The sequence below is a fragment of the Arthrobacter phoenicis genome (assembly GCF_047238215.1).
In the GTDB taxonomy this organism is placed as follows: Bacteria; Actinomycetota; Actinomycetes; order Actinomycetales; family Micrococcaceae; genus Arthrobacter.
The window spans coordinates 2,353,533-2,375,475 of sequence record NZ_JBDFMK010000001.1; the positions used below are offsets into that span (position 1 = coordinate 2,353,533).

Genomic DNA, 21,943 nt, shown 5'->3' on the forward strand with positions numbered 1-21,943 from the left:
ACCCGTGCTCAGCCCCCTACGGCGACGGGGCGGCTGTGCCCGTGGGGGCGGCCGACGTCGCGACCGGGGCGGGTGCGACGGCGCCGCCGGCCGGCTGGCTGGGGACGGCCGAGACAGTGGGAGCCGGGACGGTCGTTTCGGCCGGTCCGGGCGCGACCGTTTCACCCGGAGCGGACTGCTCCGTGGCGCCGGTGGTTGGCGTCTGCGTGGCTTCCGGGGAAGCGGTTGCCGGCGCCGTCGGAGTGCCCGTCCCACCCGGAGATGCCGTAGCCGTTGCACCGCGCGGCTTGGCGCTGGGGTCGGACTGGACCACCTCCATGATCTGCTTCTTGAAGCCCTCCAGCGTCCCCTGGATCTCCGAGAGCGGCACGTTCTGCAGGTTCCGGCCATAGTCGGCGATCTGCTGCCAGAGCGCGTTCAGTTTGGCCATGCCATCGGCGCTCAGCGGTCCGTCCAGGGTCAGGACCAACTGGTTTGCGAGGGCATAGGTGAGGCAGCGGACGCAGTTGTAGTTCGCGGCGGTGGAGAGGTTCTGCGGCACCACGACGTCGGCCTGCCCCACAATCAGCACCACCTGGAATCCCACCGCCACGGCCGCACAGTCCTTGCAGCTCGCGAACGCGTAGGCCTCGTTGGTGTTCAGGACGTCGGCGCCGTCGTCGGCCCACACCAAAGCGAAGGCGACGTCATAGACGACAGATCCGTCTGTGGTGTTCACGGCGAGGGCCTGGTTCCCGCCGTCGTCGGGGGCGGCCGGCCTATCAAAGGGGAAGACCCACGACGGCGCCGCCGCCCCGGACTGGCCGGAGCCGGGAGCCGTCGCAGCATTCCGCGGGACCAGCACCATGCTCAGTTGCGGGTCTTCCCGGGTGGGCTTGCGGGCGCCCTGAGGCCAGAGCGCCACGGTCCGACCCGCCTGGCCCTGCTTCAGGTCGTGGCCGGCGGTGGTTGGGAAGATGGCGGTGGTGGCGTCGGTGAGCGTCCCGCGCTCGTACGGCTGGACGGGCCGGTAGGTCCCTCCGGCGGGCCACCATGCCCAGGCCAGGCCTGCCACGAGGGCGGCGACCGCGGTGAGGGCAACACCGCGCTGCCAGGCCTTGCCCCGGGTTTTCTGCCACAGCCCGGTGACGAGCTGCCGGCCCAACCGGACCAGGATGTAGAAGATGCCGGCCACGGGCAGCGCGATGCAGATCAGGGCCAGGACCCGCACGGCGGCGTCCGTGAGGTCGCCGGTGGACAGGCTGTGGGCGAGGGCGGCCTGCTGTTTTCCGCCGTTGTCCCAGGCGGTGCCCACGACGCGGGGAAGCGTGAGGACCATGGTCACCAGGCTGAAGAGCAGCAACGGCACGGTGACCAGGACCCAGATCGTGACGACGGCGCGGGCCCAAGGTTTGAGCAGCTGCGCCTGCGGGTCGGTTTTGCGCCACGGAATCAGCGCCAGGAGGGTGGGCTTGATCCGCTGGAAAAGGTCCGGCACGCCGGTGGCGTCCGCAAGGATGTGGTAGCCGTCGAAGCGGACCATGGGCATGAGCTGGCGGACCATCTGCAGGATCTGGGTGACTACCACCAGGAGCAGGGCGTCGAAGCCGGTGGCCCACCAGATGCCCATGATGGCCACCGCGACGATGGCGTTGAAGTAGAGGCCGCCGAGGTCGGTGCGGATCCGGCCGGCCCGTCCCAGCCGGTAGGAATCGGTGACGTCCGTGTAGAAGGCCGGCCACATCAGGTACAGCCCGGTGCCCATGGCCCCGGGCGTGGCGCCGCCGCGGCGGGCGGCGGCCGCGTGGCCGAACTCGTGGAAGCCGGCGGACAGGACGGTGACCACGAAGATCAGCAGCACCAGCCCCGGGTTGGCGAAGGCCTCGTGCGTGGCCGAGGCCAGGCCCTTGACCATGAGGACCCACCAACAGATCGCCAGGAAGGCCACGGTCACCGCCACGACGATCAGCGGGTTGAACAGGGCGGCGAACGGTGCCGTGATCTTCCGGGTGCGTTCGGGATCCGTGACCGAGTAGCGGAACCTCATGCCCAGCAGCGGGTTGGCCTTGCGGACCTCCGGCTGCGAGCCGTCCGCCAGCCGCAACAGCCCCAGCGGCAGCAGTTGCTGGTTGATCAGGGTCCGCACGTTCGCGGCGCTGATCGGTTTGCCGGCGGCAGCCCCGGCGTGGGCGGCGATCTCCTCGAGGCCGCGTCGGCCGTCCACGGCCTCAAGCACCAGGTACAGGAGCCTGGTCAGCTGGATGGTCTGGCCGTCGGCACGCCGGACCAGGGAAGGGGCCTGCTTGTATCCGGAGCCCTTGGTCTCGCCCAGGAGCTGGACCCCGTCGGCCAATGCCGGCGGCGGGAGCGTGCCGGCGGGAGCGGCGGGGCCGGGGGCAGTAGCCGGCGGGCCGTCCTGCGTGGACGGCCCGCCCTGCACACTTGTCATGAACCGATTACTGCTTCAGGGTGGACTGCTGCTCGGCACCGGCGGTGGCGTTGCCGTTAATGTCCTGGTTGATGATGGCGTCCTGCTGGGCGACGGCGGTCGCGTTGCTGTCGATCGAGCCGATGTTGGCGCCGACGGCGGCGTCGATCGGGGCGGCGACGTTGGCGTTGGCGGCCACGGCACCGTTGATCGGGGCGGCGATGCCGGCGTTCGCGTCGAGGTTGACGTCGACGTTGAGCAGGTTGCCGTTCAGGGCGCCGGCGGCGGTCGGGTCGGCCGTCGTGGTGGTGGTCGGATCCGTGGCGGCGGTGGTGCCGGCGGGATCGGTCGTTCCGGTGGTGTCCGTGGGGGTGGCGGTGCCCTGGTCGATGCCGCTGTCCTGAACCGAGTGCGCGGTGGCGTCGCCGGTGATGCCCTGGGTGATCAGGGTGCCCTGATCGGCCAGCGCCTGGGACTCGGAGCCGAAGGAGAGGACGTTGGCGGAGGCTGCGGCGTCGATCGGGGCGGCGACGTTGGCGTTGGCCGCGACGCCGAGGTCGATCGGCGCCGCGGCGCTGATGCCGAGGTTGAGGTCGGCGTTGAGGTCCAGGACGGAGGCGACTTCCTTATCCGGCAGCGGGGTGGCACCCTCGGCCATTAGTTCCTCATCGGACAGTCCGTTGGCGGCAGATTCCATGCTCACGATTGGCTCCATTTCCCGGCGCCGGTTCTGCTGCCCCCAGCGGGCAGTGTCCCCAAGGCGCCTAGCGACGCTCAATAGTAAGCATGGTGATGAATTTTTACTACCACCCAGGCGGGCTACTTCAGCCCGGCACCCGGAAGCAGTTCCGTGGCGCCCAGGGAGTCCGCCACGAAGGCGTAGTCCCAGGCCCGTTCCTTCCACTGCACGTACCGGCCGGACGCGCCGCCGTGGCCGCCGTCCATCTCGATCTTCATCACGATCGGCTCGCTCCCGGTGTTGACCTCGCGCAGCCGCTGCACCCACTTGGCGGGCTCGACATAGAGCACCCGGGTGTCGTTGAACGAGGTCACGGCCGCGATCTTCGGGTACGCGGCGGCGTGGACGTTCTCATACGGGGTGTACGATTTCATGTACGCGTACACCTCGGGGTCCGTGATCGGGTTGCCCCATTCCTCCCACTCCAGGGCCGAGAGCGGCAGCTCCGGGTCCAGGATGGTGGTCAGCGCATCCACGAACGGGACAGCGGCGACGATGGCGGCGTACTTCTCCGGCGCGAGGTTCGCGACGGCGCCCATCAGCAGCCCGCCGGCCGAGCCGCCCATCGCCGCGATCCGGGCCGGGTCCACCCAGCCGGAGCCGGCCAGCCAGTCCGTGGCGGCGATGAAATCCGTGAACGTGTTCTTCTTGTGCAGCTTTTTGCCGTCGTCGTACCAGTGCCGGCCCAGCTCGCCGCCGCCGCGGATGTGCGCGATGACGAACACGATCCCGCGGTCCAGGAGCGAGAGCCGGGCGATCCCGAAGCCCGGGTCCATGCTCATCTCATAGGAACCGTAGCCGTAGACCAGGCCGGCCGCGCTGGAATCCCGGGCCACGGAGGCGTGCCGCAGCACCGAGAGCGGGATCCGTGTGCCGTCGGAGGCCTCCGCCCATTCCCGGGTGGCGACGTAGTCGGCGGCGGAGTAGCCGCCCAGCACCGGGCTTTCCTTGCGCAGCAGCAGTTCGCCGGCGGGCCGCTCCGGCGTCGGCAGCACGAAATCATAGACGCGGGACGGGGTGAAGTAGGACGTGTAGCCCATCCGGATCACCGGCGCCTCGTAGTCCGAGCCGGACACTCCGGCGGTGTAGAGCTCCTCGTCGAAGGCCGGTTCCACGGCGGGGGCCTGGTCCGGCGTGCCGAGGCCGGCCAGCGGCACCACCTGGACGCGTTCGATTGTGTCCTTCCGGATCGAGAGCACCAGGTGGGTGGCGGTGACGCCGGCGCCGTTGACGCGGACGTCGTCGGAGTGAGCGACGACGGTCTGCCAGTGCTGCTCCGCGAGCGGCTTGGCGAGCTCGGCCGGGTCCACCAGGGACACCATGGAATTGATGGCGTCCTTGTTGTGGGTCAGCAGGATGGTCTCGCGCGGGGCGCCGGAGGCGTCGGCGAGCAGGAACGGCTCGGCCTCGTAGAGGATGCGTTCGTCGCGGGAGATGACGGTGGTGAGGCCGGCGGCGGGGTCATCGAAGCGCAGCAGCCGGGTCTCGCTGAACTCGGAGCAGCCGATGCCCAGGACCAGGTGGCGGCGGTCCGCGGAGAGCTCGAAGCCGAGCCACATGGCGACGTCGTCCTCCTGGTAGATCACTTCGTCCTCCGCCACGCGGGTGCCGAGGACGTGGGACTTCACCTGGTAGGGCCGCCAGGAGGCATCCACCACGGTGTAGAAGATCCGGGTGCCGTCGGGGGAGAAGGAGAGCCCGTAGAAGACGTTCTCGATCACGTCCGGCAGCAGTTCGCCGGTCCGCAGATCCTTGATCCGCAGCGTGAAGCGTTCGTCGCCGGCGTTATCCACGGCGTAGGCGTAGAGGTTCCCGTCGATGGTGACGGCGGCGCCGCCGATGGAAAAGAACGGCTTGCCCTCGGCCTCGATGTTGCCGTCGAGCAGGACCTCCTCGCCGGGGATGTCGACGCCGACCTCGACGGCGGGCGGAGTCCAGTCCGCTACCGGGTCGCCGCTGTCCTGGGCGCGGACACGGCACTGGATGCCGTATTCCTTGCCCTCGACCGAGCGGGTGTAGTACCACCAGCCGTCCTTGCGGTTGGGTACCGAGAGGTCCGTTTCCTGGGTCCGGCCCTTGATCTCCTCGAAGATGGCCTGCCGCAGCGGCTCCTGGTGCGCGGTGACGGCCTCCTGGTAGGCGTTTTCGGCCTTCAGCAGTTCCACGACCTCGGCGGATTCCTTGTCCCGCAGCCACTCGTAGTTGTCCTCGAACACATCCCCGTGGTGGGTGCGGAGCGTGGGAACCTTCCGGGCGACGGGCGGCTGCGGAGCGGCCTGGGTGGGGGCGGACGGGCTGCCGGCGGCGGGAGTCTCAGTCATGGACCCAATCTACCCGTGACCCCCGTCAGTTCCCGTTCTGCAAACCGTGCGCGGCGATGTAGTCCGGCAGGGTCCCTGCCGCCAGGGCGGCAGCCACCTCGGCGGTGGCCGCCGGGTCCTGGAGCACGATCGACTGCCCGTCCGTGCTGGTGCCTATTCCCGCCGTCGGCAACGTGAAGAAGGCGGCGTTCCCGGGCGGGGTGCCGCGCATGCTGTAGGAGAGCCGTTCCAGGGTGTCCAGGGTAAGTCCCGGGGTGACCGACACGTGCGGCAGGACGCCCGTGACGAAGGCGCGCGCCGTGGCCCGGTCCGCCAGGGCGCCGCCGCCCACCGCCTTGGCCAGGACCGCCTTGAGGAAAGTCTGCTGGTCCCTGACCCGCTGATAGTCGCCGTCGGCGAAGGCTTTGCGCTCGCGGACGAAGTCCAGGGCCTGCGGACCGGTGAGGTGGTTGATCCCGGGTGTGAACGTGTGGCCGGATTCCAGGGTGGAGGTGAACGGCAGCGTCACGTCCACGTCGATGCCGCCGACGGCATCCGCCAGGGCGGCGAATCCTTCGAAGTCGGCCATCACCGTGTGGTCGATGTGAGTCTGCAGCAGGGCCTCGACCGTCCTGGTCTGCAGGTCGATACCGCCGAGTTCCAATGCCGCGTTGACCTTGGCCTGCCCGTGGTCCGGGATGTCCACCCAGAGGTCGCGCATGATCGAGATGCCGTAGACGTGCTGCCGGTCCGCGGGCAGGTGGACGAAGATCAGGGCGTCGCCGCGCTGGTCCGACGGCGCGCCCGCGACCGCGTCTGCCCGGGCATTGCCCCGGCTGTCGCTGCCGATGATCAGGAGGTTGAGGTCGGTCGCCGGTGGCTCCGGCGTTGATGTGGGGGAGGGGGTAGGGGTGGGGGAGGCCGACGGCGTGGGGGTCGGCTGCGCGGCGGGCCGGACGGGCTCGGGCTGGGGACGCCCCAGCAGGATGGCGGCCACCGCCAGCACTGCCACCAGCAGGGCCGCGGCGGCGATCAGCAGGATGCGCCGCCGTCGAAGACCCGCGCCCGGCCCGGCACCGGCCGGCCCGGCGTCGGCCGCAGCCGCGCCGCCGGACCCAGCCTCGCCGCCGGACTCTCCCTGTCCGCCCTGAACATCGTCGTTCACGTCGCCCCCTCCCACCGCGGCCCGTTGCCGGCGCCACGGAGTGGTCCTCGCGGCCCGGGCGCACTGCCGGTCCGCGTGGAGCAGACGCTACCACCGGCGCCCGGCCCGGCCCGGAAACACGCCTGCGCCGCGGCGCCCGGTGCTTGACGCGCTCCGAACCTTCCGCATATCCTGAACGAACGGTCGGTAATTATTTATCGGAAACGCATAGGAGCAACCATGGCATCGCACACCCTGCAGTCAGTGCCCGCCGAGCCCTCGCCGGCACGGCACGATTCACGGCTCGAGAGCCGGCACGAAATGAGCCCCGAGGACGCGGCCCGCCGTGATGCCGAAGGCCAGGCCTACTTCGACAAGGTGATGGCGGACGATTCCCGGATTGAGCCCCGGGACTGGATGCCGGCGGCGTACCGCAAGACCCTGGTGCGGCAGATCTCCCAGCACGCGCACTCCGAAATCATCGGCATGCAGCCGGAGGCGAACTGGATCACCCGCGCCCCCAGTCTGAAGCGCAAGTCCATCCTGATGGCCAAGGTCCAGGACGAGGCCGGCCACGGACTCTACCTGTACTCCGCCGCCGAGACCCTCGGCCAGCCGCGGGACCAGATGATGCAGGACCTGATGGACGGCAAGGCCAAGTACTCCTCCATCTTCAACTACCCCGCCCGCACCTGGGCGGACATGGGTGCGATCGGCTGGATGGTCGACGGCGCCGCGATAGCGAACCAGGTGCCGCTGTGCCGGGCCTCCTACGGACCCTACGGCCGCGCCATGGTCCGTGTCTGCAAGGAAGAGTCCTTCCACCAGCGCCAGGGATTCGAGATCCTGCTGGAACTCTCCCACGGCACCCCCGCGCAGAAGCAGATGGCCCAGGACGCCGTGAACCGCTGGTACGCCCCGGCCCTGATGATGTTCGGGCCGCCGGACGACGATTCGCCCAACTCCAAGCAGTCCATGGCCTGGAACATCAAGCGCTTCAGCAATGACGAGCTCCGTAACCGCTTCGTCGGCATGATGATGGAGCAGGTGAAGGTCCTGGGCCTGACCCTGCCGGACGAGGACATCCGTTTCAACGAGGAAACGAAGAAATGGGAACACGGCCCGCTGGACTGGGATGAATTCCACGAGGTCATCGCCGGCCGCGGCCAGTGCAACGCCCAGCGCCTGGAACGGCGCCGCGAAGCCCACCAGAACGGCGCCTGGGTGCGCGAGGCCGCAGCGGCCTACGCCGACAAGCAGGCCAAGAAGAACGCAGAGAAGGAAGCCGCAGCATGATCCCCAACGACGCCCCAACCTCGCAGGCTCGGCCGGGGACCCCTGTCGCCGTGGCCCCAACCCCCGAACCCCACGCCGGCAACGTCTGGCCGATCTGGGAAGTCTTTGTCCGCTCCAGCCGCGGCCTGTCCCACGTCCACGCCGGATCCCTGCACGCCCCGGACGCGGCAATGGCGCTGCGTAACGCCCGCGACCTCTACACCCGCCGCAACGAGGGCGTCTCCATCTGGGTGGTCCCGGCCGAGGCCATCGCCTCCTCCGATCCGGACGCCAAGGGCTCCTTCTTCGAGTCCCCCCAGGGCAAGGATTACAGGCACGCCACGTACTACACCAAGAGCGAGGGCGTGAAGCACCTGTGAGCACCCCCGAAGCAGCCACCACTAACGCCCCGGAATCGCCCGCCCCTGCAGAAGAATCAGCCGGCCACGGAGATATCTCCGTCGGCGTCGCGGGTGCGGGAGCGGGCGGCGACGGCATGGCCAGCGCCACCCGCATCACCCCCGGCAACGCCCTCCGCCCCGAGGACATCGCCCTCGCCGTCAGCCGCGGCACCGCCACGCCGGACGCCGACGCCGCCGAGCTGGCCCTGCGCCTAGGTGACGACGCCCTGATCCTCGCCCAGCGCCTGAGCCACTGGATCTCCCGCGCCCCCGAGCTGGAAGAGGACATTGCCCTGGGCAACATCGCCCTGGACCAGCTGGGCCACGCCCGGTCCTTCCTGACCTACGCCGGCGGCCTGGACGGCCGCAGCGAGGACGACCTGGCCTACTTCCGCCGCGAGCACGAGTTCCGCTCCGTGCAGCTCTTCGAACAGCCCAACGGCGACTTCGCCGTCACCATCGCCCGGCAGTTCGCCGTCAGCTACTACCAGTTCGAGCTGTACCGCCGGCTGGCCCAGTCCAGCGACGCCATGATCGCCGGCATCGCCGCGAAGGCGGTCAAGGAAGTCGACTACCACCGGGACCACAGCGCCCAGTGGGTGCTGCGCCTGGCTCTCGGCACGGAGGAATCCAGGACCCGGATGATCCACGGCCTGGCCGTGGTCTGGCCCTACGTGGACGAACTGTTCCGCGACGACGAGCTCACCGGCCGGCTCAGCGACGCCGGCGTCGCCGTCCAGCCTTCCAGCCTGCGCGCCGACTTCGACCGGCTGACCGGAGAGGTGCTGGCCGAGGCCGAACTCGAGGTCCCGAAGGTCCAGCCTGCCCCCGGCGGCGGCCGCCGCGGCCTGCACTCCGAACACCTGGGCTACCTGCTCGCCGAGATGCAGGTCCTGGCCCGCGAGCATCCCGGAGCGAGCTGGTAACCATGGCCGAGATGTACCTCAGCCACCCGACGGCGGACGCTGCCCCCAGCCCGAAGTCCGCGGAGCAGAAGGCCTGGGACCTCGCCGCGACGGTCTGCGACCCCGAAATCCCCGTCCTGACCATCGCCGACCTCGGCATCCTCCGGGATGTCGAGGTGGCGAAGGAACCGGACACGGACGACGGCGGCATGGTCCCTGCGGTACGGGTCACCATCACGCCCACCTACTCGGGCTGCCCCGCCATGGACACCATCCGCGACGACCTCACCGCGGCCTTCCACGCCGCCGGCTACCCGCGCGTCGACGTGGACCTGGTGCTCTCCCCGGCCTGGACCACCGACTGGATGAGCGAGGAGGGCAAGGCCAAGCTGGAGCAGTACGGCATCGCCCCGCCCTCCGGCCACTCCCGCGCCGGCGGCCACTCCGGCCCGGTCCGGCTGAGCCTGGCCGTGAAATGCCCGCAGTGCTCCTCGCTGCACACCAAGGAACTCACCCGCTTCGGTTCCACCTCCTGCAAGGCGCTCTACGTCTGCCAGGACTGCAAGGAACCGTTCGATTACTTCAAAGTCTTGTAAGGAACAGGTGCCCCCATGACCGTTGTCCGCCAGACCGCCGCCGAGACGGCGGCAGCCACCGGCCGCCGTCGTGCGTCCTTCCACCCCCTGACCGTGGACCAGGTCCGCCGGCTCACCGACGACGCGATCGAGGTCACCTTCGCCGTCCCGGCCGAACTCGCCGGCCAGTTCGACTACCTCCCGGGCCAGTACGTCGCCCTGCGCACCACCCTGCCGGACGCCGCCGGGGAACCGCACGAGATCCGCCGCAGCTACTCGATCTGCGCGGAGCCGCGCAGCTTCGCGGACGGCAGCAGCGAGATCCGCGTGGCCATCAAGAAGGACCTGGGCGGCCTGTTCTCCACCTGGGCCAACGCCGAGCTCAAGACCGGGGACGTGCTGGACGTGATGAGCCCGATGGGCGCGTTCGTCTCAAAGCACGGCCGGGACGGCCAGGAACAAAACCTCATGACGTCCATGAACAACCCCGAGCAGCTCGCCGGGGAGGCCGGGAACTTCGTGGCGATCGCCGCCGGCTCCGGCATCACCCCCGTGATCGCCATCGCCCGGACCCTGCTGGCCGCGCACCCGGACACCCGCTTCGACCTGATCTACGCCAACAAGGCGGCCATGGACGTGATGTTCCTCGAGGAACTCGCGGACCTCAAGGACAAGTACCCGTCCCGGCTGGCCCTGCACCACGTACTCTCCCGCGAGCAGCGGATCGCCCCGCTCCTCAGCGGCCGGATCGACGCCGAGAAGCTCGAGGCGCTGCTGGGCACCGCCATCCACGCCGACGACGTGGACGAATGGTTCCTCTGCGGCCCGTTCGAACTGGTCCAGCTGTGCCGCGACACCCTCGCCGCCCGCGGGGTCAAGCCCGAGCACATCCGCTTCGAGCTGTTCACCTCCGGCAAGCCGGACCGTCCCGAGGGCAACATCGGCCGGCCGGTGGTGGCCGACGAATCCCAGGAAACCTACAAGATCACCTTCACCCTCGACGGGCTGCAGGGCGAGGTGGCCAGCCCGACCCACGCCCGGGAGTCCATCCTCAACGCCGCGCTCCGGGTCCGCCCGGACGTCCCCTTCGCGTGCGCCGGCGGCGTCTGCGGCACGTGCCGGGCCAAGGTGGTCACCGGGTCCGTCACGATGGACGAGAATTACGCGCTGGAACAGGATGAACTGGACAAGGGCTACGTCCTGACCTGCCAGTCGCACCCCACCACGCCGAGCGTCACCGTCGACTTCGACGTCTAAGTCGTTTCGACGCCCGCCTTTCCCTACCCGAGGAGCCGCATGATTTCCCTGACCATCGCCGACGCCGTCGCCGAGATCGTCCTGGACGCCCCGCAGAAGCTGAACTCGCTCGACGAGCAGGCGCTGCGGGACCTGGACCGGGCCTACGACGACGCGGCGGCCGCCGCCGCGCGCGGCGAGGTGCGGGCGCTGCTGCTCCGCGGGGAGGGCCGGGCGTTCTGCGCCGGCCGGGACATCGCCGGCGTCACCCCTGCGAACGACGACGCCGAGGCCTACCTCGGCGGGCTGGTGCAGCCGCTGATGGAGAAGATGAGCGCCTTCCCGGCCCCCACCTTCGCCGCCGCGCAGGGCGCCTGCCTGGGCGTGGGACTGGGACTGCTGCTCGCCACGGACGTGGTGTACGTGGCGGAGAACGCGAAGTTCGGCTCGCCGTTCGCCAAGCTCGGCGCCACCCTGGACTCCGGCGGCCACTGGTACTTCACCGAGCGCCTCGGGATGCACCGCACCCTGGACCTGATCTACACCGCCGAGCTGATCTCCGGCACCGAGGCGGTGGCGCAGGGGCTCTTCAGCCGGGCGCTCCCGGCGGACGAGCTGCTGGAGACCACCCGCGGCATCGTCGCCAAGGTCGCCGCCGGGCCCACCGGCGCCTTCACCGCCAGCAAGGAACTGGTGGCCCACATCCGCGATCAGCGGCTGGGCCTCTGGCAGTCCATGGCGGAGGAGAACTCCGAACAGGCCCGGCTCTGCAAGAGCGAGGACTACGCCGAGGGTTTCCTGGCCTTCCAGGAGAAGCGCACGCCGGTCTTCAAGGGCTGAGGCTTAGCACGCCGGGAGCCTAGCGCGTGTCCAGGTCCTCGAAGACCAGGAACGTCTGGGTATCCAGCACCCCCGGCATGGACTGCAGCTGGTCGAAGATCACCCGGCGCAGATCCACGTTGTCCACGGCCCGCACCAGCAGGATGACGTCGAAGTCCCCGCCAACCAACGCGATGTGGTGCACCTCCGGGATGGCCCGCAGCAGCTCGCGAAGCTCCCGCCAGGAATGCTGCCGCACCTTGAGCGTCACGTAGGCCGAGGACTTCAGTCCTGCCTTGATGGGGTCCACCAGGGCCGTGAACTTGGTCAGCACGCCCTCGCCGGTAAGCCGGGAGATGCGCGAGTAGGCGTGGGCGCGGGAAATGTGCACGTTTTCCGCCACCTGGGTCACGGACATGCGCCCGTCCCGAGTCAACTCGGCGATGATGCTCCGGTCCACCTCGTCCAGCGGCACCGCCTGCTCCGATTCGGTTCCTGCCATTTGTCTTCAACTCCCGCCGGTAACCCAGCTCACACTTACGATTCGTCTTCAAGAGTAAGCCGTTTGAGATGAAGTCTCCACGATTTCGCCCGGGTGTGGATACGAAAGCGTCCGCGGAAGCATACTTGGTGCGAATAGTGGCTACAGAAGGACGGACCAATGACGATCTCCGCGGACTCCGCTGCACAGGAATCCGAGACCCGGCAGGGCAGCGCCGCCAGCGAGGCGGTACGCAAATTCGGGATCACGGTCGAGGATTACATGCTGCCCGCCCGGCACCCGATCCAGATGGTGAGCCCGGACGGGACACCCAACGCGCACACCGAACAGGGCGCCCAGCCCGGCCACGAATACGGACTCCCCGGCGACGCGGAACTGCTCGCCGCCTACGAAGAGCTCGTCGTCGGCCGCCGGGTCAACGACCAGAACTCCGCGCTGGTCCGGCAGGGACGGATGGCCGTCTACCCCTCCAGCCACGGCCAGGAAGCCTGCCAGGTGGCCGCCGCCCTCTGCCTCGCCGAAGGCGACTGGATTTTCCCCACCTACCGCGACTCCGTGGCCGTGATGGCCCGCGGCGTGGACCCCGTCCAGACCATGACGCTGTTCCGCGGCGACTGGCACGGCGGCTACGACCCGGCCAGGCACAAGGTCGGGATCCAGTGCACGCCGCTGACCACCCAGCTGCTGCACGCCGTCGGCGTCGCCCACGCGGCCAAGCTGCGCGGCGAGGACACCGTGGTCCTCGCCATGTGCGGCGACGGCGCCACCAGCGAAGGGGACTTCCACGAGGCACTGAACTTCGCCGCCGTCTTCCACCTCCCGGTGATCTTCTTCGTCCAGAACAACCAGTACGCCATCTCCGTGCCGCTGGCACACCAGTCGGTGGCGCCGTCGCTCGCGCACAAGGCCGTGGGCTACGGCATGGCCGGCGAACGCGTCGACGGCAACGACCTGGTGGCGCTGCTCGCCGTGCTGGGCCGGGCCGTGAAGCTGGCCCGCGAAGGCTCCGGCCCGCTGCTGGTGGAGGCCCACACCTACCGCATGCAGGCCCACACCAACGCCGACGACGCCACCCGCTACCGCCAGGACAGCGAGGTGGCCGAATGGCTGGCCAAGGACCCGCTCACCCGGATGCGGACCTACCTGACGGGGCGCGAACTGCTCGACGACGCCGGGGCCGCCCGGATCGCCGACCGCGCCGAGGCGGTCGCCGCCCAGCTCCGAGAGGGACTGGGCGAGGACGTCCCGGTGAACCCGCAGGACCTCTTCTCCTACGTCTTCTCCACCCCCACCCCGCAACTGAAGGAACAGTCCGCGCAGCTCGCCGACGAGCTGGCCCGCGACGCCGCAGCAACCTCCGAGGAGTCCGCACGATGAGCCCCACCGTCACCACCTCCTCCGAGGCCAACGGCAACGTCAGCGCAGCCACCGCCCGCGCCGCCGCCAAGGCCGCCGTCGAAGCCGAGCAGACCGGTCCCCAGCCCCTCACCCTGGCCAAGGCCCTCAACACCGCGATGGCTGACGCCATGCGCGCCGACGACTCCGTCCTGGTCTTCGGCGAAGACGTCGGCATGCTCGGCGGCGTCTTCCGCATCACCGACGGACTGACGGCAACCTTCGGGCAGAACCGCTGCTTCGACACCCCGCTGGCCGAATCCGGGATCGTGGGCATGGCCGTCGGCATGGCGATGAACGGCATGCGTCCCGTCATCGAAATGCAGTTCGACGCCTTCGCCTACCCGGCCTTCGAACAGATCGTCAGTCACGTCGCCAAGATGCACAACCGCACCAAGGGCGCCCTGAAGCTGCCCATCGTCATCCGGGTGCCCTATGCCGGCGGCATCGGCGGCGTCGAGCACCACTGCGACTCCTCCGAGGCCTACTACGCCCACACCGCCGGCCTCAAGGTCTACACACCCGCCACGGTGGCCGACGGCTACCGGATGCTCCGCGAGGCCATCGACTCCGACGACCCGGTCATGTTCATGGAACCCAAGAAGCTCTACTGGTCCAAGGACCAGGTGGACCTGGGCGCGCTCCGGGCCGAACACGACGCCAACGCCGCACGGGGCACCTCCTCCGAGGGCCGCGCCGCCGTCGCCCGCCCCGGCACCGACGCCACCCTGATCGCCTACGGACCCTCGGTCCCCACAGCGCTCGCCGCCGCCGCGGCCGCCGCCGAGGAGGGCCGATCCCTCGAGGTAATCGACGTCCGCTCGATCGTCCCGTTCGACGACGAAACCGTCGCCGCCTCCGTCCGCAAGACCGGCCGCGCCGTCGTCATCGCCGAGGCCCACGGCTTCGCCTCCGTCGCCTCCGAGATCGTGGCCCGGGTCCAGGAACGCTGCTTCCACCACCTCGCCGCCCCGATCCGGCGCGTCACCGGCTTCGACGTGCCCTATCCGGCACCCAAGCTCGAGCACTACTACCTGCCCGGCGTGGACCGCATCCTCGACGCCGTCGACGACCTCCAGTGGGAAGACTGACCATGAGCGAACCGAAAGTATTTCTCCTGCCCGACCTCGGCGAAGGCCTCACCGAAGCCGAACTGGTCAACTGGCTCGTCGCCGTAGGTGACGAAATCCGCGTCGACCAGCCCATCGCCGAGGTGGAGACCGCCAAGTCCATGGTCGAGGTCCCCTCCCCGTACGCCGGCACCGTCGCCGTGCTGCACGGCGAGCCCGGCCAGACGCTCGACGTCGGGAAGCCGCTGATTTCGGTGACTCCGGTTGGGGCTGCTGCTTCGGTTGCCGCTGCTTCCGGTGGGGCTGCTTCCGGTGGCGCCGCCACAGGCAATGCCGCCCCCGCCCCTTCGCCGGGCAGCATCCGTCCTTCGGACGATGCTGCCGGCTCCGACAGGCCCGATGCCACTCCCGGGGCGGCATTGCCTGCGTCGGCGGAGTCGGTGGGCGCGTCGCCGGCTGCTGTGGCCGAATCGCCGGCCGCCGCTGCCGCCGAGACGTACCGCGAGGAGGAGAAGGCCGGGTCGGGGAACGTGCTCATTGGGTACGGGACTCCGGGCGGGCATGGGGTTGCCCGGCGGACGCGGGCTCCTAAGCGGGCCTCCGGGATTGATGCCGGGGCCGTCCAGGTTTCGGAGGCCGAGAAGGCCGCCGATGAGCTGATCCTCATGCGGACCCGGGTGCCGGGGAAGCTGGGGGCAGTGATTTCCCCCCTGGTTCGGCGGATGGCCCGGGACCATGGGGTTGATTTGGGGGGACTCCAAGGTTCCGGGACCAGCGGGATGATCATGCGGCGCGACGTCGAGGCGGCCATCAACCCTGCGCCGGCCGGAGAACAGGCCGTGGCCGCACAGCAGCCCGCACCGGTCTCCGCACCGGAAACTACCTCTACCGGCGGCACCGACTCCCGGACCGGGCTCGGCATCACCGGCCGGACGCCGGTGCGCGGCGTGCGCAGGGCCGTGGCCGCGAACATGAGCCGCAGCCGCTCGGAAATCCCCGAGGCCACCGTCTGGGTGGACGTGGACGCGACCGCGCTGGTTGAGCTGCGCGCCGGCCTCAAGAAGGCGGACCCGCACCACACTCCGGGCCTGCTCGCCTTCATTGCCCGGTTCGTCACCGCCGGCCTCAGGAAGTACCCGGAGCTGAACACTCGCATCGTCACCACCGGCGACGTCGACGGCGGAACCGGCCAGGAGATCGTGGCGTTCGACGGCGTCAACCTCGGGTTCGCCGCGCAAACGGACCGCGGCCTGATGGTCCCGTCTGTCCGGAACGCCGACAAGCTCAGCGCCCGTGAACTGGACGCCGAGATCCGCCGGCTCACCGCCGTCGTCCGCGAGGGCAAGGCCACCCCCGCGGAACTGGGCAGCGGTACCTTCACGCTGAACAACTACGGTGTCTTCGGTGTCGACGGCTCCGCCGCGATCATCAACCACCCCGAGGTGGCGATCCTCGGCGTCGGCCGGATTATCGACAAGCCCTGGGTGGTCGACGGGGAGCTCGCCGTCCGCAAGGTCACCGAGCTCACGCTCACATTCGACCATCGGGTCTGCGACGGCGGCACCGCGGGCGGCTTCCTGCGCTACGTCGCGGACGCGATTGAAAACCCGGGAGCCGTGCTGGCGGATCTCTAAGCGCCGGTGGGTAGAATCGAGCCCTGAACATCGCACCAACCACGCCGACCAAGCGTCGGACTACGGAGATTTCATGTCACGATGGCTCGAAGTCGGCCAGGACAACTACGTTCTGACCACCGAAGGATCGCTGCTCAACACGGGTCTGATTGTGGGCACCGAACGTGCCATGGTGATCGATACCGGCGGCGGGCCCCGGCAGGGCCGCGAAATCCTCGACGCCGTCCGCGAAAAGACGGACCTGCCGCTGGTAGTGGTCAACACCCACGCCCACTACGACCACTTCTTCGGCAACGCCGTGTTCGCAGACGACGGCGTGACCGAGTTCTGGGCGCACGAGAACTGCGCGGCGGAGATTGAGGGGAACGGGGACGCCCAGCGCCGGCTGGTCGCGGCCGCCGAACCCGAGATGGCGGCCGCCGAGGGCGGCGCCGTGGAACTGGTGGTGCCGAACGCGATCGTCAAGGACCAGCCCGTCCTGGTGGACCTGGGCGGCCAGAGCGCCACCCTGTTCTTCCTTGGCCGCGGCCACACCGACGGCGACCTGCTGGTGGGCACGTCCACCACCCTCTTCGCCGGCGACCTGGTGGAGCAGGGCGCGCACCCGTCCTTCGAGGATTCCTACCCAGAGGAGTGGGCAGACGCGCTCCGGCACATCTCCGCCCTGCGCCACCGGTACGAGTTCCTCATCCCGGGCCACGGGGAACCCTGCAGCGACCAGTTCGTGAAGACCATGGCGAACACCATGAGCACCGCGGTGCGGCAGGCCACCCAGGCCACCCGGGAGACTCCCAACGACGCCACCAAGGCCATCCCCATCCTGCCCTACGGCCCCGAACAGTCGCGCTGGTTCATCCGCCGGCTGCAGGAAACCCGCGCCCACCACTAGCCTCCGCGGCGCCGGTTTGGGCCGTCCTGTAGTGACAGAAGATAAGGGTGCGCACTACTGCACCTAGACTGGGTCCTTGAAAGAAGTTCCAACACGCGCCGCAACGGTCACCGCTGCGGGTCCTGGGGGAGAAACCAACTTATGCCCGAACCGGTGGAAGACAACTCAGCTGCCACTGCTGAAAACTCAGGACAGCCTGAACTCCGGCGCCGCCGCGACCTTCGTCGCGGCGATAACGACGACTTCGCTGCCCGGACAGGAACCATGCCGGTCATCAACCCCCGCGCCTCCGACGACGCGACAGCGCCGGCCCGCCCGGCGCCGGTCCGGAGCAGCTCCTGGGCCCAGGCCGCGGAAGCCGCCGACGAGCGCTTCGGCAACCCCGCCACCGGCACCAACCCCGTGATCCGGCAGGTCCCGGCCGCCCAGCGACCCGCCCCGGAACAGCCCGTCCAGCAACCGGACGCCGGCCAGCCGGCCTTCCGGCGGCTCGCCCCGGAACAGCCCGCCCAGCAGCCGGCCACGCCCCGCCAGCCCGTCGCGCCGCCGTCGTCGGCAGCCCCGGCCGAGGAACCGGCAGATCTGGACGAGTCGGACGAAGTCCAGCCCGCCGAATCCGGAACCGTCCCGCCGCCGCCCGCACGGGCCACCCGCGCCGGGCTGCGCGCCGCTGCCTTGAGCGAACCCGCCCCGGACTTCATCAACTCCCCGGGCCTGTTCGTCCGCGAACAGAAGCCCCGGCCCGTCGGCGGCCTGCGCGGTGCGCTCTACAAGCTCACCGGCGGCAGCCTGAACCTGGGCCCCAGCGCCAAGCAGCGCGAGGAGGACGAGCTCGCCCGCCGCATCTCGCGCCAGTTGCAGGGCAGCTACAACACCGCCGTGCTGAGCCTCAAGGGCGGCATCGGCAAGACCTCCACCACCGTGGGCGTCGGGCTGACCCTGGCCGAATACCGGGGCGATCCGCCCTGCGCCATCGATGCCAACCCGGACTCCGGCGACCTGGTGGAGCGTGCCCTGGGCGAGGGCATCTACCAGCAGCAGACCCCGCGGACCATCAGCGACCTGCTCCGCAACGTCGACTCGATCCATTCGCTGACCGCGCTGGCCCGCTACATGCACCACGCCGGCCGCCTGCACCTGATCGCCGGCGAGCAGGACCCGGAAGTTTCGGATTCGCTCACCGCCGAGGAATACCTGCGCATCCGCAAGCTGATCTCCGGCTACTACTCCGTGGCCCTCACGGACTGCGGCACCGGCGTCACCCACAACGCCATGAGCGGGATCCTGCAGTCCGCGGACAACCTCATCATCGCCGCCGGCTACGCGGTCAGCGGCGCCAAGCGTGCCCGCAGCACCCTCCACTGGCTGGCAGACCACGGCTACGAGGACCTCGCGCGCAACGCCGTCGTGGTCATCACGGACAAGGACGAGGTGTCCTCCCGCGTAGACAAGGACGCCATCGAGGACCACCTCTCCGGCATCTGCCGGCAGCTGATCGCGGTGCCCCACGACCGCGGCGTGGCCGACGGCGACCTGGTCACCCTGGACGCGCTGCGCCCCGAGACCCGCCGTGCCTACCGGGAGATTGCGGCCGCAATCGTGGACGGGTACGTTTAGCCGCTACATTTAGGCCATGAGCAACTACGTCGGGGACGACGCCACCGCACACCTGCAGGAGCTTGTTGCAGGAACCGAAACCGTCGAGGACTTCCTGGACGGCCTCTCGGAATTCGCCGCTTCGACGCTGACCCACTTCGCAGGGATCGACATCGAATGCGGCGTCACGCTCCAGCGGCGCCGGAAAACCATGACCGTGGCCGGCTCCAGCAGCACCGCCGTCGCCCTCGACCAGATCGAGCAAAGCCTGGGCGACGGACCCTGCATCGAGGCGCTGCGGACCAAGAAGGTCATCCTGCTGGCCGACGTCGTGACGGACCCTCGCTGGCCGGCGTACCAGAAGCAGCTGGCGGCCCACGGCTGCCGCAGCAGCCTGGGCGTCCCGCTCGAAATCGGCGATGACTCCACCGCCGCACTGAACTTCTTCGCCCCCGCCACCGGCGTCTTCACCACCGAGGTGGTCTCCGAGGCCGCCGGACTGGCCGACATTGCCGGCCGGGCGCTGCGGCTGGCCGTCCGGATCGGCACCGCCCAGGGCAGGGCCGAGGACCTGCAGGCCGCCATGGAGCACCGCACCACCATCGACCTGGCCTGCGGCGTAGTGATGGCGCAGAACCGCTGCTCCCAGGACGAGGCGATGCGGATCCTCACCAGCGTTTCCAGCAACCGCAACCAGAAACTGCGCGTGGTCGCCGCGGACATCCTTGGCAGCGTCACCTCCGACGAGGTCCACACTCACTTCGACGGCTAGGTCCCCGGCGGCGCCGACACGTTTCCATGGCGGATGTCACACACCGCCGGACACCCTCCCGGCCGGTACCCCGGACCTAGGATGAAGGGGATGACCAGCACAGAAACCGCCCCCTTCAGCCTCCGCAGCATCGCCGTTCCCGCGTTCGGGCCGGCCCTGCTGTTCAGCTTCGGGGAGGGGGCGATCCTGCCGGTGGTGGCCCTGTCCGCCCGCGATCTCGGCGCCTCCGTGGCCGTCGCCGCGCTGATCGTCACGCTGATCGGGCTGGGCTCCTGGTTCTTCAACCTGCCGGCATCCGTGATCACCCTCCGCTTCGGCGAACGCTGGGCGATCGTCGGCGCAGCTGCCGCCAGCGCCGTCGCCCTGGTCGGGGCGGCCCTGGCCCCGTTCGCGCCGCACGGTCTCTGGCTGCTGGCCGCGTCGATGGTGGTGGTCGGGATGGCCGCGAGCGTCTTCAGCCTGGCCCGGCAGAAATACCTTACCGAGGCCGTCCCAGTGGTCCTGCGCGCCCGCGCCCTGTCCAGCCTGGGCGGCGTAAATCGGATCGGCATCTTCATCGGCCCGTTCATTGGTGCCGCCGTCATGCAGTTCGGCGGCATCCCCGCCGCGTACTGGGCCGGCGTCGTCGGCATGGCCGCCGCGGCCGCGTTGTCGCTGACCATCCCCGACCTCGAAGCCCCGGCCGCGGACGACGCCGGCGCCCCCGTGCAGGCGGCCACCATGCGCAGCGTCGCGGCCTCCCACGCCGGGGTCTTCCTCACCATCGGCATGGGCGTGCTGCTGCTCAGCGCGCTGCGGGCCTCCCGGCAGGTGGTGATCCCGCTCTGGTCCGAGCACCTGGGCCTCGACGCCACCCAGGCGTCGCTGATTTACGGCATCTCCGGGGCGATCGACATGCTGGTGTTCTACCCGGCCGGCAGGCTCATGGACCGCAAGGGCAGGCAATGGGTGGCCATCCCGTCCACCCTCATCATGGGCACCGCGATGCTGCTGATCCCCCTGAGCGCCGGGTTCGTCGGGTTACTGCTGGCCTCGCTGCTGATCGGCTTCGGCAACGGCATCAGCTCCGGGCTGAACATGACCCTGGGCGCCGACTTCTCGCCCGACAACGGCCGCGGCCAGTTCCTGGGGATCTGGCGGTTCCTGGCCGACGCCGGATCCACCGGCGGGCCCGTGCTGCTCTCCGGCGTCACCGCCCTGGCCTCACTCGGCGCCGGCGTGGCCTCCACGGGCGTGCTGGGCTTCGCCGCCGCCATAGTTTTCGCCATCACCATTCCCCGGCTGAAGCACCGCCGGAACTACTGACTTCCCTTACCCATCTGACTCGCAGATGAGGCCGTTATGAGGTCTCAAAACGGCCTTAGCTGCGAGTCAGTTGGGCGGGGCGCCGCGGCCGCAGGCGCAGCGCGGCGTGGCCGAAGAGCCACACGCCTGCCACCGTGGCGAGGTAGCCGGTGATGACGATCAGTGCCGTGCCCGCCCAGAAGTAGTTGGTGGTGCTGCCCTCCTGGCCCGGGCCGGGGGCGATCTTCAACAGCGAGTAGGCCGCCACCACCGCCGAGGCCAGCCCGGCGAGCACCGGCAGGGCAACCCACAGCCGCACCGAGGCCCAATGCCGGTTGTACCCCTCCCAGCCGTTCCACCGCGCACCCGTCCGCATGACCAGCCAACCGGCCGGCAGCGTGAACATGCCCACCACCAGGAAGGCGGCCACGACGTCGGCCGGGCGGTGCCACTGGTTGATCAGCGTCGAGACTCCGGTGGCGACGGCGAAGGTGCCGCCGAGGAACCCGGCCAGCGGGCGCCACCGCGGCGAGGACATCAGGAAGACCGCGGCCGCGGCGGACGCGGCCAGCGTGGTGTGCCCGGACGGCAACGAATTCAGCTCCAGCGTCTCGATCCCGCGGTAGGGCCGGTCCGGCACCAGGTTCTTGATCAGCTGGGTGGTCAGGTTCGCGCCCACGGCGGCTGCGACGGCGATGCCCGCCGCCGCCCAGCGCCGCTTCACCACGGTGACCACCAGGACCACCAGCGTGGCGATCAGCAGGGAGAGCGCGGGCAGCCAGTCCAGGAACTGCGTGGCCGCCTTGCCGGCGGTGCCGTACAGCTGCACCGCCTCCACGAGGGCGGACTCGTCGATGAACTGCCCGGTGGTGGTGCGCACGAAGAAAAGATAGGTCGCCGCCAGGGCCACCGCGCAACCGAGCGTGCCGACGACGAAGAGGGCAGCCGTCAGCGCGTGGCTGGTGCTCTTGAACCGAAAACTCATCGTCATACAGGTTCC

General features: G+C 69.7%; 19 protein-coding genes. 13 read left to right on the forward strand and 6 right to left on the reverse strand.

Annotated elements, in window-relative coordinates; all coding sequences use genetic code 11:
• Positions 1-16: 16 nt before the first annotated feature.
• The 4 genes from ABC337_RS11090 to ABC337_RS11105 form a co-directional block, all read right to left on the reverse strand.
• Positions 17-2,428: a hypothetical protein gene (locus ABC337_RS11090; RefSeq protein WP_412883906.1), complete on the reverse strand. Its 2,412-nt coding sequence runs from the start codon at positions 2,426-2,428 to the stop codon at positions 17-19.
• Positions 2,429-2,435: 7 nt separating this feature from the next.
• Positions 2,436-3,104 (reverse strand): peptidoglycan-binding protein, encoded by a 669-nt coding sequence (locus ABC337_RS11095; RefSeq protein ID WP_412884945.1) that lies wholly within the window; start codon positions 3,102-3,104, stop codon positions 2,436-2,438.
• 122 nt (positions 3,105-3,226) lie between these two features.
• Positions 3,227-5,467: a S9 family peptidase gene (locus tag ABC337_RS11100; RefSeq protein ID WP_412883905.1), complete on the reverse strand. Its 2,241-nt coding sequence runs from the start codon at positions 5,465-5,467 to the stop codon at positions 3,227-3,229.
• Positions 5,468-5,492: 25 nt separating this feature from the next.
• On the reverse strand, positions 5,493-6,611 hold the full coding sequence (locus ABC337_RS11105) for an LCP family protein (protein ID WP_412883904.1): 1,119 nt from the start codon (positions 6,609-6,611) through the stop codon (positions 5,493-5,495).
• A 219-nt stretch (positions 6,612-6,830) separates the two neighbouring features.
• Between ABC337_RS11105 and paaA the strand changes: the two genes are divergently transcribed.
• The 6 genes from paaA (at position 6,831) to ABC337_RS11135 (ending at position 11,822) form a co-directional block, all read left to right on the forward strand.
• Positions 6,831-7,886, forward strand: coding sequence for a 1,2-phenylacetyl-CoA epoxidase subunit PaaA (gene paaA / locus ABC337_RS11110; RefSeq protein WP_412883903.1), 1,056 nt, complete (start codon positions 6,831-6,833; stop codon positions 7,884-7,886).
• Complete coding sequence (gene paaB / locus ABC337_RS11115) at positions 7,883-8,245, forward strand: 1,2-phenylacetyl-CoA epoxidase subunit PaaB (RefSeq protein WP_412883902.1); 363 nt, start codon at positions 7,883-7,885, stop codon at positions 8,243-8,245. The genes paaA and paaB overlap by 4 nt, the downstream gene beginning before the upstream one ends.
• 74 nt (positions 8,246-8,319) lie before the next feature.
• Positions 8,320-9,192: a 1,2-phenylacetyl-CoA epoxidase subunit PaaC gene (paaC, locus tag ABC337_RS11120; protein WP_412884944.1), complete on the forward strand. Its 873-nt coding sequence runs from the start codon at positions 8,320-8,322 to the stop codon at positions 9,190-9,192.
• Positions 9,193-9,203: 11 nt separating this feature from the next.
• A complete protein-coding gene (paaD, locus tag ABC337_RS11125) occupies positions 9,204-9,767 on the forward strand; it encodes a 1,2-phenylacetyl-CoA epoxidase subunit PaaD (protein ID WP_412884943.1) in 564 nt (187 codons plus the stop codon).
• Between the two features lie 15 nt (positions 9,768-9,782).
• Positions 9,783-11,003 carry a 1,2-phenylacetyl-CoA epoxidase subunit PaaE gene (gene paaE / locus ABC337_RS11130; protein ID WP_412883901.1) on the forward strand — a complete coding sequence of 407 codons (1,221 nt, stop codon included), beginning with the start codon at positions 9,783-9,785 and terminating at the stop codon, positions 11,001-11,003.
• Between the two features lie 39 nt (positions 11,004-11,042).
• Positions 11,043-11,822, forward strand: a complete 780-nt coding sequence (locus tag ABC337_RS11135; RefSeq protein WP_412883900.1) for an enoyl-CoA hydratase/isomerase family protein — start codon at positions 11,043-11,045, stop codon at positions 11,820-11,822.
• 19 nt (positions 11,823-11,841) lie between these two features.
• Here ABC337_RS11135 and ABC337_RS11140 read toward each other — a convergent pair whose 3' ends face one another.
• Positions 11,842-12,303 carry an Lrp/AsnC family transcriptional regulator gene (locus tag ABC337_RS11140; RefSeq protein ID WP_290256073.1) on the reverse strand — a complete coding sequence of 154 codons (462 nt, stop codon included), beginning with the start codon at positions 12,301-12,303 and terminating at the stop codon, positions 11,842-11,844.
• A 159-nt stretch (positions 12,304-12,462) separates the two neighbouring features.
• On the opposite strand from ABC337_RS11140, the gene ABC337_RS11145 reads away from it, so the two are divergent.
• The 7 genes from ABC337_RS11145 to ABC337_RS11175 all read left to right on the forward strand — a co-directional run bounded on the left by ABC337_RS11145 (position 12,463) and on the right by ABC337_RS11175 (position 20,964).
• On the forward strand, positions 12,463-13,680 hold the full coding sequence (locus ABC337_RS11145) for a thiamine pyrophosphate-dependent dehydrogenase E1 component subunit alpha (protein ID WP_412883899.1): 1,218 nt from the start codon (positions 12,463-12,465) through the stop codon (positions 13,678-13,680).
• Positions 13,677-14,789, forward strand: a complete 1,113-nt coding sequence (locus ABC337_RS11150; RefSeq protein ID WP_290256071.1) for an alpha-ketoacid dehydrogenase subunit beta — start codon at positions 13,677-13,679, stop codon at positions 14,787-14,789. The genes ABC337_RS11145 and ABC337_RS11150 overlap by 4 nt, the downstream gene beginning before the upstream one ends.
• 2 nt (positions 14,790-14,791) lie before the next feature.
• Entirely contained in the window at positions 14,792-16,402 is a 1,611-nt protein-coding gene (locus ABC337_RS11155) for a dihydrolipoamide acetyltransferase family protein (RefSeq protein ID WP_412883898.1), read from the forward strand.
• 73 nt (positions 16,403-16,475) lie between these two features.
• Complete coding sequence (locus ABC337_RS11160) at positions 16,476-17,291, forward strand: MBL fold metallo-hydrolase (protein WP_412883897.1); 816 nt, start codon at positions 16,476-16,478, stop codon at positions 17,289-17,291.
• Between the two features lie 264 nt (positions 17,292-17,555).
• Positions 17,556-18,908 carry a MinD/ParA family protein gene (locus tag ABC337_RS11165; protein WP_412883896.1) on the forward strand — a complete coding sequence of 451 codons (1,353 nt, stop codon included), beginning with the start codon at positions 17,556-17,558 and terminating at the stop codon, positions 18,906-18,908.
• Positions 18,909-18,924: 16 nt separating this feature from the next.
• Positions 18,925-19,659: a GAF and ANTAR domain-containing protein gene (locus ABC337_RS11170; protein WP_412883895.1), complete on the forward strand. Its 735-nt coding sequence runs from the start codon at positions 18,925-18,927 to the stop codon at positions 19,657-19,659.
• A gap of 90 nt (positions 19,660-19,749) precedes the next feature.
• Positions 19,750-20,964, forward strand: a complete 1,215-nt coding sequence (locus ABC337_RS11175; protein WP_412883894.1) for an MFS transporter — start codon at positions 19,750-19,752, stop codon at positions 20,962-20,964.
• Positions 20,965-21,019: 55 nt separating this feature from the next.
• Here ABC337_RS11175 and ABC337_RS11180 read toward each other — a convergent pair whose 3' ends face one another.
• The gene (locus ABC337_RS11180; RefSeq protein ID WP_412883893.1) at positions 21,020-21,934 is read right to left on the reverse strand and encodes a phosphatase PAP2 family protein; all 915 of its coding nucleotides are present in this window, start codon (positions 21,932-21,934) and stop codon (positions 21,020-21,022) included.
• Between the last annotated feature and the right edge of the window lie 9 nt (positions 21,935-21,943).

What these genes read in the sequence shown, in the direction of transcription:
- ABC337_RS11100 (WP_412883905.1), bottom strand. Translation starts at nt 5,467, where the DNA reads ATGACTGAGACTCCCGCCGCCGGCAGCCCGTCCGCCCCCACCCAGGCC.
- ABC337_RS11160 (WP_412883897.1), top strand. Translation starts at nt 16,476, where the DNA reads ATGTCACGATGGCTCGAAGTCGGCCAGGACAACTACGTTCTGACCACC.
- paaE (WP_412883901.1), top strand. Translation starts at nt 9,783, where the DNA reads ATGACCGTTGTCCGCCAGACCGCCGCCGAGACGGCGGCAGCCACCGGC.
- ABC337_RS11150 (WP_290256071.1), top strand. Translation starts at nt 13,677, where the DNA reads ATGAGCCCCACCGTCACCACCTCCTCCGAGGCCAACGGCAACGTCAGC.
- ABC337_RS11095 (WP_412884945.1), bottom strand. Translation starts at nt 3,104, where the DNA reads ATGGAATCTGCCGCCAACGGACTGTCCGATGAGGAACTAATGGCCGAG.
- paaA (WP_412883903.1), top strand. Translation starts at nt 6,831, where the DNA reads ATGGCATCGCACACCCTGCAGTCAGTGCCCGCCGAGCCCTCGCCGGCA.
- ABC337_RS11140 (WP_290256073.1), bottom strand. Translation starts at nt 12,303, where the DNA reads ATGGCAGGAACCGAATCGGAGCAGGCGGTGCCGCTGGACGAGGTGGAC.
- ABC337_RS11155 (WP_412883898.1), top strand. Translation starts at nt 14,792, where the DNA reads ATGAGCGAACCGAAAGTATTTCTCCTGCCCGACCTCGGCGAAGGCCTC.
- ABC337_RS11090 (WP_412883906.1), bottom strand. Translation starts at nt 2,428, where the DNA reads ATGACAAGTGTGCAGGGCGGGCCGTCCACGCAGGACGGCCCGCCGGCT.
- ABC337_RS11165 (WP_412883896.1), top strand. Translation starts at nt 17,556, where the DNA reads ATGCCGGTCATCAACCCCCGCGCCTCCGACGACGCGACAGCGCCGGCC.
- ABC337_RS11170 (WP_412883895.1), top strand. Translation starts at nt 18,925, where the DNA reads ATGAGCAACTACGTCGGGGACGACGCCACCGCACACCTGCAGGAGCTT.
- paaD (WP_412884943.1), top strand. Translation starts at nt 9,204, where the DNA reads ATGTACCTCAGCCACCCGACGGCGGACGCTGCCCCCAGCCCGAAGTCC.
- paaB (WP_412883902.1), top strand. Translation starts at nt 7,883, where the DNA reads ATGATCCCCAACGACGCCCCAACCTCGCAGGCTCGGCCGGGGACCCCT.
- ABC337_RS11175 (WP_412883894.1), top strand. Translation starts at nt 19,750, where the DNA reads ATGACCAGCACAGAAACCGCCCCCTTCAGCCTCCGCAGCATCGCCGTT.
- ABC337_RS11145 (WP_412883899.1), top strand. Translation starts at nt 12,463, where the DNA reads ATGACGATCTCCGCGGACTCCGCTGCACAGGAATCCGAGACCCGGCAG.
- ABC337_RS11135 (WP_412883900.1), top strand. Translation starts at nt 11,043, where the DNA reads ATGATTTCCCTGACCATCGCCGACGCCGTCGCCGAGATCGTCCTGGAC.
- ABC337_RS11180 (WP_412883893.1), bottom strand. Translation starts at nt 21,934, where the DNA reads ATGACGATGAGTTTTCGGTTCAAGAGCACCAGCCACGCGCTGACGGCT.